At 55.7% G+C, this 14,292-nt stretch carries 15 protein-coding genes and 1 pseudogene; 7 read left to right on the top strand and 9 right to left on the bottom strand.

Features of this window, described 5'->3' with window-relative positions:
- Nucleotide 1 precedes the first annotated feature (1 nt).
- The 3 genes from moaE to FOC35_RS02270 all read left to right on the top strand — a co-directional run bounded on the left by moaE (nt 2) and on the right by FOC35_RS02270 (nt 1,871).
- Nucleotides 2-454: a molybdopterin synthase catalytic subunit MoaE gene (gene moaE, locus FOC35_RS02280; RefSeq protein WP_172568027.1), complete on the top strand. Its 453-nt coding sequence runs from the start codon at nt 2-4 to the stop codon at nt 452-454.
- 90 nt (nt 455-544) lie between these two features.
- Nucleotides 545-1,255: a Bax inhibitor-1/YccA family protein gene (locus FOC35_RS02275; RefSeq protein WP_016535458.1), complete on the top strand. Its 711-nt coding sequence runs from the start codon at nt 545-547 to the stop codon at nt 1,253-1,255.
- 208 nt (nt 1,256-1,463) lie between these two features.
- Nucleotides 1,464-1,871, top strand: a complete 408-nt coding sequence (locus FOC35_RS02270) for a YbhQ family protein (RefSeq protein ID WP_172568026.1) — start codon at nt 1,464-1,466, stop codon at nt 1,869-1,871.
- Here the strand turns inward: FOC35_RS02270 and FOC35_RS02265 are convergent.
- Genes FOC35_RS02265 through cecR form a run of 5 tightly spaced genes read right to left on the bottom strand, consistent with a single transcriptional unit; the run spans nt 1,833 to nt 7,503 of the window.
- A complete protein-coding gene (locus tag FOC35_RS02265; protein WP_172568025.1) occupies nt 1,833-2,939 on the bottom strand; it encodes an ABC transporter permease in 1,107 nt (368 codons plus the stop codon). The genes FOC35_RS02270 and FOC35_RS02265 overlap by 39 nt on opposite strands.
- 10 nt (nt 2,940-2,949) lie before the next feature.
- The gene (locus FOC35_RS02260) at nt 2,950-4,089 is read right to left on the bottom strand and encodes an ABC transporter permease (protein ID WP_172568024.1); all 1,140 of its coding nucleotides are present in this window, start codon (nt 4,087-4,089) and stop codon (nt 2,950-2,952) included.
- On the bottom strand, nt 4,076-5,824 hold the full coding sequence (locus tag FOC35_RS02255; protein ID WP_172568023.1) for an ATP-binding cassette domain-containing protein: 1,749 nt from the start codon (nt 5,822-5,824) through the stop codon (nt 4,076-4,078). The genes FOC35_RS02260 and FOC35_RS02255 overlap by 14 nt, the downstream gene beginning before the upstream one ends.
- Entirely contained in the window at nt 5,811-6,818 is a 1,008-nt protein-coding gene (gene hlyD, locus FOC35_RS02250) for a secretion protein HlyD (protein WP_016535463.1), read from the bottom strand. Before hlyD ends, FOC35_RS02255 begins: the two co-directional genes overlap by 14 nt.
- On the bottom strand, nt 6,808-7,503 hold the full coding sequence (gene cecR, locus FOC35_RS02245; RefSeq protein ID WP_016535464.1) for a transcriptional regulator CecR: 696 nt from the start codon (nt 7,501-7,503) through the stop codon (nt 6,808-6,810). Before cecR ends, hlyD begins: the two co-directional genes overlap by 11 nt.
- Nucleotides 7,504-7,757: 254 nt before the next feature.
- On the opposite strand from cecR, the gene rhlE reads away from it, so the two are divergent.
- The 3 genes and pseudogenes from rhlE to FOC35_RS02230 form a co-directional block, all read left to right on the top strand.
- On the top strand, nt 7,758-9,161 hold the full coding sequence (gene rhlE / locus FOC35_RS02240; protein ID WP_172568022.1) for an ATP-dependent RNA helicase RhlE: 1,404 nt from the start codon (nt 7,758-7,760) through the stop codon (nt 9,159-9,161).
- A 63-nt stretch (nt 9,162-9,224) separates the two neighbouring features.
- Nucleotides 9,225-10,160, top strand: coding sequence for a tRNA dihydrouridine(16) synthase DusC (gene dusC / locus FOC35_RS02235; RefSeq protein ID WP_172568021.1), 936 nt, complete (start codon nt 9,225-9,227; stop codon nt 10,158-10,160).
- A 28-nt stretch (nt 10,161-10,188) separates the two neighbouring features.
- Nucleotides 10,189-10,704 (top strand): annotated as a pseudogene (locus FOC35_RS02230) (family 1 glycosylhydrolase); the annotation flags it as partial.
- A 33-nt stretch (nt 10,705-10,737) separates the two neighbouring features.
- Here the strand turns inward: FOC35_RS02230 and FOC35_RS02225 are convergent.
- Nucleotides 10,738-11,652 (bottom strand): LysR family transcriptional regulator, encoded by a 915-nt coding sequence (locus FOC35_RS02225; RefSeq protein WP_016535473.1) that lies wholly within the window; start codon nt 11,650-11,652, stop codon nt 10,738-10,740.
- Between the two features lie 79 nt (nt 11,653-11,731).
- On the opposite strand from FOC35_RS02225, the gene FOC35_RS02220 reads away from it, so the two are divergent.
- Nucleotides 11,732-12,691 carry an MBL fold metallo-hydrolase gene (locus FOC35_RS02220; protein WP_172568020.1) on the top strand — a complete coding sequence of 320 codons (960 nt, stop codon included), beginning with the start codon at nt 11,732-11,734 and terminating at the stop codon, nt 12,689-12,691.
- Nucleotides 12,692-12,730: 39 nt separating this feature from the next.
- Here FOC35_RS02220 and yohP read toward each other — a convergent pair whose 3' ends face one another.
- The 3 genes from yohP to FOC35_RS02205 form a co-directional block, all read right to left on the bottom strand.
- Entirely contained in the window at nt 12,731-12,814 is an 84-nt protein-coding gene (gene yohP / locus FOC35_RS02215; RefSeq protein WP_008456306.1) for a small membrane protein YohP, read from the bottom strand.
- Between the two features lie 115 nt (nt 12,815-12,929).
- The gene (locus FOC35_RS02210) at nt 12,930-13,667 is read right to left on the bottom strand and encodes a bifunctional 2-polyprenyl-6-hydroxyphenol methylase/3-demethylubiquinol 3-O-methyltransferase UbiG (protein WP_172568019.1); all 738 of its coding nucleotides are present in this window, start codon (nt 13,665-13,667) and stop codon (nt 12,930-12,932) included.
- A gap of 83 nt (nt 13,668-13,750) precedes the next feature.
- On the bottom strand, nt 13,751-14,218 hold the full coding sequence (locus FOC35_RS02205) for a nuclear transport factor 2 family protein (RefSeq protein ID WP_016535476.1): 468 nt from the start codon (nt 14,216-14,218) through the stop codon (nt 13,751-13,753).
- Between the last annotated feature and the right edge of the window lie 74 nt (nt 14,219-14,292).

Raw genomic sequence — 14,292 nt, 5'->3', positions numbered from 1 at the left:
AATGGACACCACGCGCATAGTCGTTGGCCGCGAGAATTTTAACGTCGGGGAAGAGTACCAGTGGCTTTCCCAATGTGACGAAGACGGCGCGGTAGTCACATTCACCGGCAAGGTCCGCAATCATAACCTCGGGGACAGCGTCAGCGCCCTTACGCTGGAGCATTATCCGGGGATGACGGAGAAAGCGCTGGAAGAAATCGTCGTCGAAGCCAGAAGCCGCTGGCCGCTACAGCGGGTTACGGTTATTCATCGCATCGGCGAACTGTGGCCCGGCGACGAGATAGTTTTTGTCGGCGTGACCGGGGCGCACCGCAGCTCGGCCTTTGATGCCGCGCAGTTTATTATGGATTACCTGAAAACCCGTGCGCCATTCTGGAAACGGGAAGCCACGCAGCAGGGCGACCGCTGGGTAGAAGCAAGAGACAGCGATAAGCAGGCGGCTAAACGCTGGTAGGGTGCGCGGCTGGCGGGATGTGTTAATCTTAAAGCGGGTGAGCTAAACAGCTCGCGTCAGAAGCTTAATTTACCATACAGAGGAAGCATCATGGACCGATTCCCGCGTCCCAATGAGACTATCGTGCAGCGTGCCAATACCGGCCTCCAGACCTTTATGGCGCAAGTCTACGGCTGGATGACCTGCGGCCTGCTGCTTACCGCCTTTATCGCCTGGTATGCGGCGAACACTCCGGCAGTGATGGAGTTCGTTTTCTCCAGCAAAATTACTTTCTTTGGCCTGATTATCGCTCAGCTGGCGCTGGTGTTTGTCATTTCCGGCATGGTAAACAGACTTAGCGCAGGCGTTGCTACCACGCTGTTTATGCTCTATTCGGCGCTTACCGGCCTGACAATGGCGAGCATTTTCCTGGTGTATACCTATTCGTCCATTGCCAGCACCTTCGTGGTTGCCGGCGGGATGTTCGGCGCGATGAGCCTGTATGGTTACACCACGAAACGCGACCTGAGCGGCTTCGGTAATATGCTGTTTATGGCGCTTATCGGTATCGTGCTGGCGTCGCTGGTTAACTTCTGGCTTAAGAGCGATGCGCTAATGTGGGCGATTACCTACATCGGGGTTATCGTGTTCGTTGGCCTCACGGCCTACGACACTCAGAAGCTGAAAAATATTGGCGAGCAGATAGATACCCGCGACGCACAAATGCTGCGTAAATACTCAATTGTTGGCGCGCTGACGCTGTATCTGGACTTTATTAACCTGTTCCTGATGCTGCTGCGTATTTTTGGTAACCGCCGCTAATATTATGCCCTCTCTCTTTGGGGAGAGGGCTATCTCAGTACGCTTTTGGCCCCGCAGTCCATCCTTTTGTTGGTTTTTCCTCCAGCACTTTTGCCAGCCTGAACGGAAATATATTGCAATACCTGTCACAAAAAGGGGGCGTATTGAGGAAATTTCCGTACACTTGCGTACTCTGATTAACAGGAAGAAATACTCCAGGAGATAAACCATGAAGTGGCAACAACGTGTAAGAGTGAGAACCGGACTGGGTTGCTGGCAGATTATGCTGCATCTTGCGGTGGTTGCTGCCCTGCTCGTTGGCTGGAAAACCGCAACCCTGATCCCGGTGGGGGTAGGGCTGTGCCTGCTTTATGTTCTCACGGTAGTGCTGATGTTTACCTTCCAGCGCTTCCATTCGGGTCGCCTGCGCGACATCGGCGATTTTCTTGAAGAGCTGACCACTACCTGGTACTTCGGCACCGCGATGATTGCCCTCTGGCTGCTTTCAAGAGTGGTGCAAAGTCACCTCGTTTTAGTGCTGGCAGGCATGGCTATGCTGGCCGGGCCCGCGATTTACTCCCTGCTCGCTAAAGACAAATCAGGCAATCTTGCGCCTAAACATCCAGTACGCCGCTGAGCCGGTCGTGGCCGCTATCACCAGCAGCGGCCACAAACTCTGCCACACAATGCCAAAGCTCGCGTCCTTCAGGTAAATCTGCTTGGTTATATCCGTGAAGTGGCGAATCGGGTTAATCCACGTCAGGTTTTGCAGCCATACCGGCATGTTTTCCACCGGCGAAACATAGCCTGAAAGCAGGATGGCGGGCATCATAAAGACAAATACCCCGATAAACGCCTGCTGCTGCGTTGAGCACAGGGCCGAAATCAGCAGCCCAAATCCGACCAGCGACAGCCCGTAAATAATCATCGTGAAGTAAAACAGCAGCAGCGAGCCGGAGAAGGGAATGTGGTAACCCCAAATGCCCACCGCCAGCACGATAGTTGCCTGCACCAGCGCCACTATTTGCGCGGGAATAGCCTTGCCGATGAATATTTGCCACGTTGCCAGGGGAGATACCAGCAGCTGGTCGAGCGTGCCCTGTTCGCGTTCGCGTGCCACGGAAAGTGACGTTACGATCATTACGCCAATGGTGGTTATCATGGCAATCAGCGACGGCACCACGAACCATTTGTAATCAAGATTTGGGTTATACCAGTTGCGGACAACCAGCTCGCTATTGTTCGGCTTTGGCATGCCCGTCATCAGCTCCTGCTGGTAGTTGTTGACTATTTGCTGGAGATAATTGGCGGCGATTTGCGCGCTGTTGGAGTTGCGCCCGTCCAGCAGTATTTGCAGTTTGGCAGGCTGCTGGCTTGCCAGATCGCGTGAAAAGTTAGCCGGAAAACGAATCAGCAGCAGTGCTTTCTGGTTGTCTATAGTCGGCTGGATCTCCTGCGGGCTTTTCAGCAGCAGCACGTTGCTGAAGGCGCTGGCGCGGGCAAAGCGCTGGGTCAACTCCACCGACTGGCTGCCGTTATCTTCGTTGTAGATGGCAATGGTGGCATTTGTCACCTCCAGCGTGGCGGCAAAAGGAAACAGGATTACCTGAATCAGCACCGGCAGAATAAGGATCGCGCGGGTCTGAGGTTCACGCAGCAGCGACTGAAGTTCTTTGCGTATCAACGTCCATAAACGATAAAACATGCCTTCTCCCTTAATCGAGCCGACGTTTGGTTTTTAGCGCCGTCAGGCCAATAAACATCACCGCCGAGGCAATTAAAAACAGCGTATTCACGATCAGCACCGAGGTAATATTCCCCGCCAGGAACAGGCTTTGCAGGGTGCTGACAAAATAACGAGCCGGGATAACATAAGTCACCGCCCGAATAATCGCCGGCATGCTGTCTATCTGGAAGATAAAGCCGGAAAGCATAATCGAGGGCAGAAATGCCGCATTCAGCGCCACCTGGGCGGCGTTAAACTGGTTACGGGTGATGGTGGAAATCAGCAGCCCCATGCCAAGCGTGCTGAGTAAAAACAGGCTGGTTATCAGGAACAGCAAAATCAGTGAGCCACGCCACGGCACTCCGAGAATAAACACGGTCACCAGCATACACAGCAGCATCGCCAGCATACCCAGCACGTAATAAGGCACTAATTTGCACAGCAGCAGCTCGGTACGCGTCACCTGGGTAGAGAGCAGGGCTTCCATGGTGCCGCGCTCCCATTCACGGGCAACTACCAGAGAGGTGAGGATAGCGCCTATCACAGTCATGATAATAGTGACCGCGCCGGGGATGATAAAATGCTGGCTGATGGCCGCCGGGTTAAACCAGTAGCGGAGCTGCACATCAATCAGCGGTTCAAAACTCTCTCCGCGATCCTCAGCTCGCTGCTGCTGCCAAAGCTGCCAGATCCCCTGCATATAGCCCTGAACAAAGTTGGCGGTATTAGGTTCGCTGCCGTCGGTTATCACCTGAATCGGCGCGCTGGCACCGGGGCGAGCCATATTCTGGGCAAAATCCGTCGGGATAGTCACCAGGCCACGAATCTTCCCGGCCTGCATCAGTTGAACCAAATACTCGCGGTTATCGCTGATGGTGGGTTGAATAAAAGGCGAGGCGCTGATGGCGTGCGTGAAGTCCAGCGCCTCATCGCTTTGCTGCTCCACCAGCACCCCGACGTGCAGGCGGCTGGAATCAAGGTTAATCCCGTAGCCAAAAATAAACAGCAGCAGCAGCGGGATAACCACGGCAATCAGCCAGCTGCTGGGGTCACGTACGATTTGACGCGTCTCTTTAATACATAAAGCGCGGACGCGACGCCAGGACACCAGCTGGTTATGTTCGCTCATCGTGATGCTCCTTATCCCATTGGTGGATTAGCCCGATAAACGCCTGCTCCATCGTTGGGTCAGGCGTTTCATCGTCCGCTACCTGCCGCTTCAGGTCGTCCGGCGTGCCGCTGGCGATAAGCTTGCCGCGATAAACCAGGCCGATGCGGTCGCAGTATTCGGCTTCGTCCATGAAGTGAGTGGTTACCATCACGGTAACGCCTTTCTCCACCATGCTGTTGATATGCAGCCAGAATTCCCGGCGGGTGATGGGGTCGACGCCGGAAGTCGGTTCGTCGAGAAACAGAATGTCCGGCTCGTGCATCAGCGAACAGGCGAGCGCCAGGCGCTGTTTGAAGCCGAGCGGCAGCGAGTCCGTGGTGCTGTTGGCTATCGGCTGGAGCGCAAAGGCTTCGCTCATCCGGCTAATTTTCTCCTGCTGGGCACGCCCGCGCAGGCCGTAAACGCCGGAGAAAAACCGCAGGTTCTGCGCTACCGTCAGGTTGCCGTAGAGGGAAAACTTTTGCGCCATATAGCCCAGGTGCTGCCGCGCTTTGCCGGAGCTGGTTTTCAGATCCATATCCAGTACCAGCGCTTTACCCGAAGTGGGGACTAACAAACCGCACATCATCTTGAAAGTCGTGGATTTCCCAGCCCCATTAGGTCCCAGCAGGCCGAAGATTTCCCCGCGCTTAACGGCGAAGTTAACGTGGTCGGTAGCCGCGAAATCGCCAAATTTTTTGGTCAGCTCTTTGGCCTGAATCACCGTCTCGCTGGCTTCGCCTTCCACGGTGTGAAGAATGTCGCCCAAAGGCGATTCATTAGCCCCCGCGCCGCCGAGCAGGTCGATAAACGCATCTTCAAAGCGCGGGTCGGTCTCTTTGAAGCCGGACTCGGGGATATTGAGCGCCGCGGCCAGGTCGCTAACATCAGCCTGTTTGGCAAGGATCAGCCGCACCGAGCGCCCCTGAATGACGCCATCGCTTACCTGCGGCATTTTCAGGGCCCGCTGTAGCAACTGGCGATTATTTTCGCCCTCATGGCTGACCAGCAAAGAGCGCCCTGCCATTTTTTGCGTGAGCTCTTTGGGCGCGCCGTGGTACAGCAGCTCGCCTTCGTTCATCAGCAAAATTTCCCGGCACTGTTCGGCTTCATCGAGGTAAGAAGTGCTCCACAGAATCAGCATGCCTTCTCCGGCAAGCTCGTGAACCATTTGCCACAGCTCACGCCGGGATATCGGGTCGACACCCACGCCAGGCTCGTCGAGTAGCAGCACTTTGGGCTGGCCGACGAGGGTGCAGGCGAGGCCAAGCTTTTGCTTCATGCCGCCGGAAAGTTTGCCCGCGAGCCGAGCGGTAAATGGCCCAAGGGAGGTAAATTCCAGCAGTCTTTCAAAGGTGCTTTTGCGTTCTTCACCGGTCACGCCGCGCAGGTCGGCATATAAGGTGAGGTTTTCCATCACCGTTAAATCTTCGTACAGGCCGAATTTTTGCGGCATATAGCCGAGCTCGGCGTGGAGGGCGCGATCGTCTTTAATCGGGTCGAGGCCAATCACTGAAGCCGTACCTTCGCTGGGTTTCAATAATCCGGCAAGCATCCTCATCAGGGTCGTTTTGCCCGCCCCATCCGGGCCGACTAAACCGGTCACCGCACCGGCATGAACTTCGCAATCCAGGCTGGCGACAGCGGGTTTCTCCAGATCCGGAAAGCGCTTCATCAACCCCTGGAGGCGAATTGTCGCTTTATTGTTGCTCATGCTGAGTTCCGCCGTTGAATTTCACCGTAACCGGCATCCCCTGGCGCAGGGCGTCATCCGCATCGGTGACGATAATTCGCAGGCGATAAACCAGGTCTGTGCGTAAATCAGGCGTTTCTACGGTTTTAGGCGTGAATTCTGCCGTAGGGGAGACAAAGCCAATTTTGCCGTGGTACGGCTTATCCGGACGGCCGTCGGTATAAATCAGCAGCTCGCTTCCCGGTTTAGCCTCGCCGAGGCTGGCCTCATTGATATAGGCGCGGATCCACACCGGGCGGGTAAGAGACAGCGTGAGCACCGTGCTGCCAGCGTTGAGCATGCTGCCTGGCTCAACGGCACGGGTCAGCAGCGTGCCGTCAGACGGCGCAATTAGGGTGGTGTCCTGCAAGTCGAGCTGAGACTGTGCGAGCTGGGCTTTTGCCTGCTGCAAACTGGCCTGAGCCTGGGCAATTTCCTGCGGACGGTTACCGCTGCGATACTGGCTAAGCTTATCTTTTGCCGCTTTCAGCGTGGCTTTTGCTTGTTCGCTGGAGGAACGGGCGTTTTCTAATTCGTTAGCAGATATGGTGCGTGTGGCCCACAGCCCTTGCTGGCGCTGATAAAAGTTCTGGGCGTAATCATAGGCGGCCTGAGCCTGGTTCACCTGGGCCGCAGCCTGGGCAATCTCCTCATCGCGGTAGCCCGCAATAATTAAGTCATATTTTGCCTGGGCTGCGGCCACGTTGGCCTCGGCCTGGCGTAATGCATTTTCATAGGGGGCTTTATCGAGCAGTCCCAGCGGCTCGCCGGATTTGATTGCATCGCCTTCGTCCACCTCCAGCGCGGCAAGGCGGCCCCCCACCCGGAAGCTGAGGTTAACGGTGCGAATATCGACGTTACCGTACAGCGTCAGCCCGTCGTCCTGCCTGCCCTGATACCATTTCCAGCCGCCAAATGCCGCGGCTACCAGCGCTAAAATCACAACGGCGACAATAACCGGCTTCTTATTGTTCATCGCTCGTTCTTCCTCCGTTTATGGATAATCCCTGCAGGATGAAATCGACGTGGCTAAGCACCACGCGGCTTATTTGCTGCACTTTGGCCTGGTCAAACTGCGGCCAGCCGGTGCGCAACAGAATCGTTTCGCGCCCGAGCCTGAAGGCCAGCACCTGGCCGAGCAGCGTGTGGGTATGCAAAATAGTTTCAGTATCGAAAGCATCCCGTCCAGTGTAGTGGGCAACCAGAGTGGTGAGCAGGGAATGCATTGGGTCGATAACCTGAGCGTGGATCAACTGGTAGGCAGCGGTCGGGGAAAGCTGCTCGCGGGAGATAAATTTGCTCAGGTTCAGCGTATTGTCGGAGGTCAACAGGGCCAGCATTTGCCCAAGCGCGGTATGGATAAGCTCGCGGATTTTCGCTTTATCAGGAGCGGGCTGGGCAAGAAGCGTTTCGGCCTGCGTAACGTGCTGCTGGAAGTTAACGCTGATAAAGTCGGCAATCCACTGGGCCGATGCCATATACAGCTCTTCTTTGGAACCGAAGTAGTAAGTAATGGCGGCGATATTTTGCCCGGCCTGCGCGGCAATATCTCGCGTGGTCGCATGCATTCCGTATTCGGCAAACTGAGCAATAGCCGCGGATATCAGCGTGTTTTTTGCCTGCTCACCGCGGCTGGTGACCGGCGTCGGTCCTGCGTTCATACCGACCTCTTAAAAAGTTAATCAATCGATTGATTAAGCGTAAGCAAAGTTATCACCCCTGTCCAGCGCAAGGCTTTATTCTGTCAACGGTGGGTAAAGTGAGAATTTATGCGGAAGATCACAAAAACTGCTACACTGCATCCCGAACGGCGCCGTGGTTTGCGCCTCCTCTCTTCGCCAGCCTTGCGCTGGCGCGTGATGTTCCCCCTGGAAACTACACCGCGAAACGCGGTCAGGGCGGTTCTGGAGTTCCTATGTCTTTTGATTCTCTCGGCCTGAATGCCGATATTTTGCGTGCGGTGGAAGAGCAGGGCTATCGTGAGCCTACCCCAATCCAACGTCAGGCAATTCCGGTAGTGTTATCAGGCCGTGATCTGATGGCCAGTGCCCAAACCGGCACCGGTAAGACCGCAGGCTTTACCCTGCCACTGTTACAGCGTTTGACCGACAAAGCGCCGCACCTTAAGGGCCGTCGCCCGGTTCGTGCGCTGATCCTCACTCCGACCCGTGAACTTGCGGCTCAGATTGGCGAGAACGTCCGCGACTACAGTAAATATTTGAATATCCGTTCGCTGGTGGTCTTCGGCGGCGTGAGCATTAATCCGCAGATGATGAAACTGCGTAGCGGCGTTGATGTGCTGGTAGCGACCCCGGGTCGCCTGCTGGATCTTGAGCATCAGAACGCCGTTAAACTCGACCAGGTTGAGATTCTGGTTCTGGATGAAGCCGACCGCATGCTGGATATGGGCTTTATCCACGACATTCGCCGCGTGCTGGCAAAACTGCCAACCCGCCGCCAGAACCTGCTGTTCTCCGCAACTTTCTCCGACGACATTAAAGGGCTGGCTGAAAAGCTGCTGCATAACCCGGAAGAAGTTGAGGTCGCTCGCCGCAATACCGCTTCCGAGCAGGTGACTCAGCACGTTCACTTCGTTGATAAGAAACGTAAACGGGAACTGCTGTCGCAGATGATTGGCGAAGGTAACTGGCAGCAGGTTCTGGTCTTTACCCGTACCAAACATGGCGCCAACCACCTCGCTGAACAGCTGCAAAAAGACGGTATTACCGCTGCGGCTATTCACGGTAACAAAAGCCAGGGCGCGCGTACTCGCGCATTGGCCGACTTTAAAAGCGGAGCTATCCGCGTGCTGGTGGCAACCGACATCGCGGCCCGTGGCCTGGATATCGAAGAGCTGCCGCACGTTGTGAACTACGAGCTGCCAAATGTGCCGGAAGATTACGTCCACCGTATTGGTCGTACCGGCCGTGCTGCGGCAACCGGCGAAGCGCTGTCTCTTGTTTGCGTGGATGAGCACAAACTGTTGCGTGATATCGAGCGCCTGTTGAAACGTGAGATCCCGCGTATGGCACTTGCGGGCTATGATGTTGACCCGTCTATCCCGGCTGAACCTATCGTGAACGGTCGCCAGCAGCGCGGCGGCGGCGGTCGTGGCGGCCAGGGCCAGGGCGGTCGCGGTGGTCAGAGCCAGGGGCAAGGCCAGCGTCGCGGCGGCAACGGCGGCAATGCTAATGCTTCCGGCGAACGCAGCAGCGCACCTCGCCGCAGCGGTAAACCTCAGGGTGAAGGCGCGGCTAAACCGGCTGGAGACAACGCTCGTCGTCGTCGCCCGCCGCGTAAACCGGCTGCTGCCCAGTAAAGAACATTTGAGTTCAATCGAAGAGGCGCTAACATAGCGCCTCTTTTTATATCTGGTAACGTCATGCGTGTTCTTCTTGCCCCGATGGAGGGCGTGCTCGACTCCCTTGTTCGCGAACTTCTCACCGAAGTAAACGACTACGATCTCTGTATCACCGAGTTTCTTCGCGTGGTCGATCAGTTATTGCCGGTAAAATCCTTCCTTAAGCTTTGCCCCGAACTTAACCACGCAAGTCGTACGCCGTCCGGCACTCTGGTGCGTGTTCAATTGCTTGGTCAGTACCCGCAATGGTTGGCGGAAAACGCCGCTCGCGCGGTAGAGCTTGGCTCCTGGGGCGTTGATTTAAACTGCGGCTGTCCGTCAAAGTTGGTCAACGGTAGCGGCGGTGGAGCTACCCTGCTGAAAGATCCCGAACTCATTTATCGCGGGGCGAAAGCCATGCGTGAGGCGGTGCCTTCACATTTACCTGTCACGGTAAAAATTCGCCTCGGCTGGGACAGCGGCGCGCGGCAGTTTGAAATTGCCGATGCGGTACAGCAGGCGGGAGCGACGGAGCTGGTGGTTCACGGCAGAACCAAAGAAGACGGCTATAAAGCCGAGCTGATCAACTGGGGCGCTATCGGCGAAATTCGTCAGCGCCTGTCGATTCCGGTTATCGCTAACGGTGAAATCTGGGACTGGCAAAGCGCTCAGGACTGCCTGGCGGCAACCGGCTGTGACTCCGTGATGATTGGCCGCGGCGCATTGAACGTGCCTAACCTGAGCCGGGTCATTAAATATAACGAAGCGCGCATGTCCTGGCCGGAAGTGGTTAAGTTACTGCAAAAATACAGCCGCCTGGAAAAACAGGGCGATACCGGTATGTATCACGTAGCGCGCATTAAGCAGTGGCTGGGCTACTTGCGTAAAGAATACGTGGAGGCCACGGAGTTATTCTCAACGATCCGTACGCTGAAAAGATCTGGCGAAATAGCTAATGTAATTTGCAATCAAAAATAGCTTATATTTACTTGTGCCAGTTAAATATTTTATCTCGTTCAGCTATTACACCACTGGCTGCGCGACCACGGATGAAGAGTTAAACGAAAAAATCCGCGGTAACGTTTTCAGCATGGTGTCGAACCCTCATCTGCCGAGTTCCGAATGGGGCTGGCAAATCGACCCAACCGGGCTGCGTATTATCCTCAATATGCTTTGGGATCGTTATCAGAAGCCGTTATTTATCGTTGAGAACGGACTGGGCGCGAAGGACTGCCCGGAGGCGGACGGCACGGTAAATGACGATTATCGTATTCGCTACCTGAACGATCATCTGGTACAGGTGGGCGAGGCGCTGAAAGACGGGGTTGATGTCATGGGCTATACCAGCTGGGGGCCGATAGATCTGGTGAGCGCGTCAAAAGCCGAGATGTCTAAACGCTACGGCTTTATCTATGTCGATCTTGATGACCAGGGCAACGGCACGCTGGCTCGCTCACGTAAAAACAGCTTCTACTGGTACAGGGAAGTGATTGCCACCGACGGCGCAAGCCTGAAGCCTTAAGCACGAATTAGCGGGAGCTTCTCCCGCTAATCTTTAGTTGACCAGCCTGTGAATAAATCCTCGTAGCCACATTAGCGCCGCGTCGCTGTTATGGCGCTGGTGCCACAGCAGCGCCACCTCAAACGGGGGAACATCCAGCGGCACCGGGCTGGCGGCCAGACCCCAGTTTTTTTGCCAGCTTTCCGATAGCCCCGACGGCACGGTTGCCAGGGCGGGCATTTGCTGTAACAGGCCGGGCAGGGCGGCAAAATGCGGCGTGGTATAACTTACGCTTCTTGTTTGCCCAATCTTTGCAAGCAGGGTGTCTATCTGGCTGCTGGTCGCTTCGCGGTAGCTGACCAGCACATGCTGGTGGGCAACGTAATCTTCTATTTTCAGCGCGGGGCTGGCGGCAACCTGCTGCGGATGCCAGAGCGTAACAAAATCCATTTCCTTCAGCACTTCCCGCTCCAGCCAGCGTGCGCTGTGGTTTGCCACGCTGATTGCCATATCCAGCTCGCCGCCTTCCAGCCGCTGTGCGTCGGTGAACGGATCGCTTGCCACCACGTTGATATGCATACCCGGTGCTTCCTGCTTCAGGGCAGGGATCAGCTTCGGCATCAGCCACATTTCTACCCAGTCGGTCATGCCGATGGTCACCGTGGCTCTGGCGCTTGCAGGCGAAAATTCGGCCTGCTGGAATAAGGCACTCTGTAGCTGTTCCAGCAGCGGCATTAGCTCCGTGTGCAATTCACTGGCGCGGGCGGTGGGCTGCATGCGGTGGCCGCTGCGAATAAACAGCGGGTCGTCGAACATATCGCGCAGGCGAGCCAGCGCGCCGCTAACCGCAGGTTGCCCCAGGTGTAGTTTATCCGCGGCCAGCGAGACGCTCTGCTCCCGGAACAGCACCGCAAAAGCGATCAATAAGTTGAGATCGATTTTGCGGAAATCATTTTCTTTGATAGTCATTATTTCTCCAATCAATTGGAGTGATGATACGCCGGGGCGGATACTGACGGCAAGTTGAACACCTGCCCGAGGATAAAAAATGAAAACGGCATTAACTCTGTTAGCCCTGCTTTGCGGTGGCGCTCTGGCGGCTCACGCCGCGGCCGCACCGCAGCTAATCTCTCAGCAGCAGGCTCCCGGCTACTACCGCATGATGCTTGGAGACTGGCAAATTACCGCCGTATCTGACGGAACGGTGGTCGTGCCCCTGGATAAGCTGCTCACCCACATTACGCCGCAGAAGTTGAGTGAGCGCATGGCGGCGGAGGCCATGACGCCTGCGGCTGAAACTTCAATCAACGCTTTTGTGATTAACACCGGTAAACGGCTGATTCTGGTTGATACCGGTGCCGGCCCGCTGTTTGGTCGCGCGGGTGGGCACTTGCTGGAAAATTTACGCTCAGCCGGAATAAGGCCGCAAGATATTAGCCTGGTGCTGCTGACCCACATCCATGCCGACCACTCCGGCGGCGTGGAATATCGGGGCAAACCGGCTTTCCCTGATGCGACAGTGCGCGTCGAACAGAAAGACGTCGATTTCTGGCTTAACCCGGCAAATATCGGTGAGGTAGAAAAAAGCCAGCAGCATACTTTTGCCGAGTCAGAACGCTCGCTGCGCCCGGTGATTGACGCAGGCAGGCTGAAACCTTTTACGGCACCGGCAGAAATTATTCCGGGTATCGAGGCCATACCGGCTGCGGGCCATACGCCAGGCAGCGTGGTTTATCGCATCAGCCGGGGCGGGCAAACGATGATGATGTGGGGCGATATTATTCATGCCAAAGCCGTACAAATGCCGGACCCGGACGTTGCCATCCATTTTGATGTCAACCAGCAGCAGGCTATTGCCACGCGTGAACGGGTATTAAGGCTTGCTTCGCAGGAAGGGGATTGGGTGGCCGCGGCGCATATTGCTTTCCCGGGATTTGGCCATGTGAAAGCGGAAGGTAACGGCTATCGCTGGGTGCCGGTTAACTACAGTAGCCAGGCCGGTAAATAACAGGGTAAAGGTGCCACGCAGGGGTGGCACCCGCCGTCGTCAGAAGATCATTTTGAATACGCCGGTGACTACCAGCAAACCAATGAGAAAAATTATCAGAATCGCCCATAAAATAATTTTCATTAGCACTCCTTACCTTTTGGTTGGGTCTTTTGAGTATAGGCAAGGATGAGCAGACGGGGGGAGTTGCCTCCCCGTAAACGGAATAATGGATAAAAAAGATTTCTAACAGACGGGATTAAGGCCGAGGTTTACTGGCCGACAGCAGGAAAATCATCGGGCGTTCGGCCTCTTCGGCAAGGCCTGGGTTATGGGCAATTTGTGCTTCATCTGGCCCCCATTCATCCAGTTTCTCAATGATAAAGCCGCTTTCAATCAGAGCATTAATCCAGGTGGCCAGTTTGCGATGCTGCTTTTTCACGCCCTCGGCAAACCAGTTGCTGATGCGCTCGCCTTCCTGCTGATAATGGTTCACCGGCCAGCTGCGCTGCCCCGCCTGATCTTTAAGCCAGCCCTGCTGCAACGGCGCGGTATAGACCGGGTGTTCGGCGGTAAAAACCAGCTTGCCTCCGGGCACGAGCGCCTGGTTCAGAGTGGTAAAGAGTGGCTGAATATCTTCCAGATAATGCAGCGCCAGCGAGCTATAGGCCACGTCTATACTTTCTGCCGGTAGCCTTAACGTGGAAAGATCTTCCCGCCGATACTCAATGCCGGTGCCGTCGGTCATTTCACGCGCTTTGGCGAGCATCAGGCTTGAAACGTCCAGCCCTACAACCTTTTCTGCCCCGGCGTCACGCGCATAGCGACAGAACCAGCCGTAGCCGCAGCCAAGATCAAGCACCTGCTTGCCAGCCAGCGGCGGCAGCATACTTTTAACTTTTGCCCATTCAGGCGCGCCATCCAGACCCTTTATCGAGCGATCGAGGGTGGCATATCCGGCAAAAAATGCCGGATCGTCGTAGATATTTTGCGTCATAAATCCTCCGCAGATGTAAGGCCATTATTGGCCAGCAGGAATTTTAGACGCTTTGCCGCCGGAAAGAAAACCGCGCCAGATGGTTAAAAGCCGTAGTGGCTGAGCTCTGGGTGCTCGTCCGGGCGGCGGCCCAGCGGCCAGAAGAAGGCTCGCTCGCTCTCTTTAATCGGGCTGTCGTTAATGCAGGCGTGACGGTTGATCATCAGGCCCTGCTCATTAAACTCCCAGTTTTCGTTGCCGTAGCTGCGGAACCAGTTGCCTGAATCGTCGTGCCACTCGTAGGCAAAGCGGACCGCGATGCGGTTTCCGTCATGCGCCCAAATCTCCTTGATCAGGCGGTAGTCCAGCTCGCGTTGCCACTTACGTTGCAGAAAACCAACCACCGCTTCGCGGCCATCAACAAACTCTGCCCGATTTCGCCAGTGGGTATTCAGGGCATAGACCTTTGATACAAGCTCGGGGTCACGGCTGTTCCACGCATCTTCCGCCATGCGGACTTTCTGCTTTGCCGTTTCAAGTGTAAACGGCGGTAGCGGGGGTTTTACGGTCATATTCAGAACTCCTGTGAATAAGTAGACAGATTTGTCTACAAGGTTAACGCTACCCTGGGTAGACAGATTTGTCT

The sequence above is a fragment of the Cedecea sp. FDAARGOS_727 genome (assembly GCF_012273235.1).
GTDB classification, from domain to species: domain Bacteria; phylum Pseudomonadota; class Gammaproteobacteria; order Enterobacterales; family Enterobacteriaceae; genus Cedecea; species Cedecea davisae.
The sequence above is the reverse complement of the archived record's forward strand: the minus strand, read 5'-3'. Positions and strand labels throughout refer to the sequence as shown.

Bases quoted from the DNA above. Each gene is read 5' to 3' on its own strand.
- FOC35_RS02225 (WP_016535473.1), bottom strand. From the start codon at position 11,652: ATGACTATCAAAGAAAATGATTTCCGCAAAATCGATCTCAACTTATTG.
- cecR (WP_016535464.1), bottom strand. From the start codon at position 7,503: ATGAACGCAGGACCGACGCCGGTCACCAGCCGCGGTGAGCAGGCAAAA.
- rhlE (WP_172568022.1), top strand. From the start codon at position 7,758: ATGTCTTTTGATTCTCTCGGCCTGAATGCCGATATTTTGCGTGCGGTG.
- FOC35_RS02270 (WP_172568026.1), top strand. From the start codon at position 1,464: ATGAAGTGGCAACAACGTGTAAGAGTGAGAACCGGACTGGGTTGCTGG.
- dusC (WP_172568021.1), top strand. From the start codon at position 9,225: ATGCGTGTTCTTCTTGCCCCGATGGAGGGCGTGCTCGACTCCCTTGTT.
- hlyD (WP_016535463.1), bottom strand. From the start codon at position 6,818: ATGAACAATAAGAAGCCGGTTATTGTCGCCGTTGTGATTTTAGCGCTG.
- FOC35_RS02265 (WP_172568025.1), bottom strand. From the start codon at position 2,939: ATGTTTTATCGTTTATGGACGTTGATACGCAAAGAACTTCAGTCGCTG.
- FOC35_RS02255 (WP_172568023.1), bottom strand. From the start codon at position 5,824: ATGAGCAACAATAAAGCGACAATTCGCCTCCAGGGGTTGATGAAGCGC.
- FOC35_RS02220 (WP_172568020.1), top strand. From the start codon at position 11,732: ATGAAAACGGCATTAACTCTGTTAGCCCTGCTTTGCGGTGGCGCTCTG.
- yohP (WP_008456306.1), bottom strand. From the start codon at position 12,814: ATGAAAATTATTTTATGGGCGATTCTGATAATTTTTCTCATTGGTTTG.
- FOC35_RS02275 (WP_016535458.1), top strand. From the start codon at position 545: ATGGACCGATTCCCGCGTCCCAATGAGACTATCGTGCAGCGTGCCAAT.
- FOC35_RS02210 (WP_172568019.1), bottom strand. From the start codon at position 13,667: ATGACGCAAAATATCTACGACGATCCGGCATTTTTTGCCGGATATGCC.
- FOC35_RS02260 (WP_172568024.1), bottom strand. From the start codon at position 4,089: ATGAGCGAACATAACCAGCTGGTGTCCTGGCGTCGCGTCCGCGCTTTA.
- FOC35_RS02205 (WP_016535476.1), bottom strand. From the start codon at position 14,218: ATGACCGTAAAACCCCCGCTACCGCCGTTTACACTTGAAACGGCAAAG.
- moaE (WP_172568027.1), top strand. From the start codon at position 2: ATGGACACCACGCGCATAGTCGTTGGCCGCGAGAATTTTAACGTCGGG.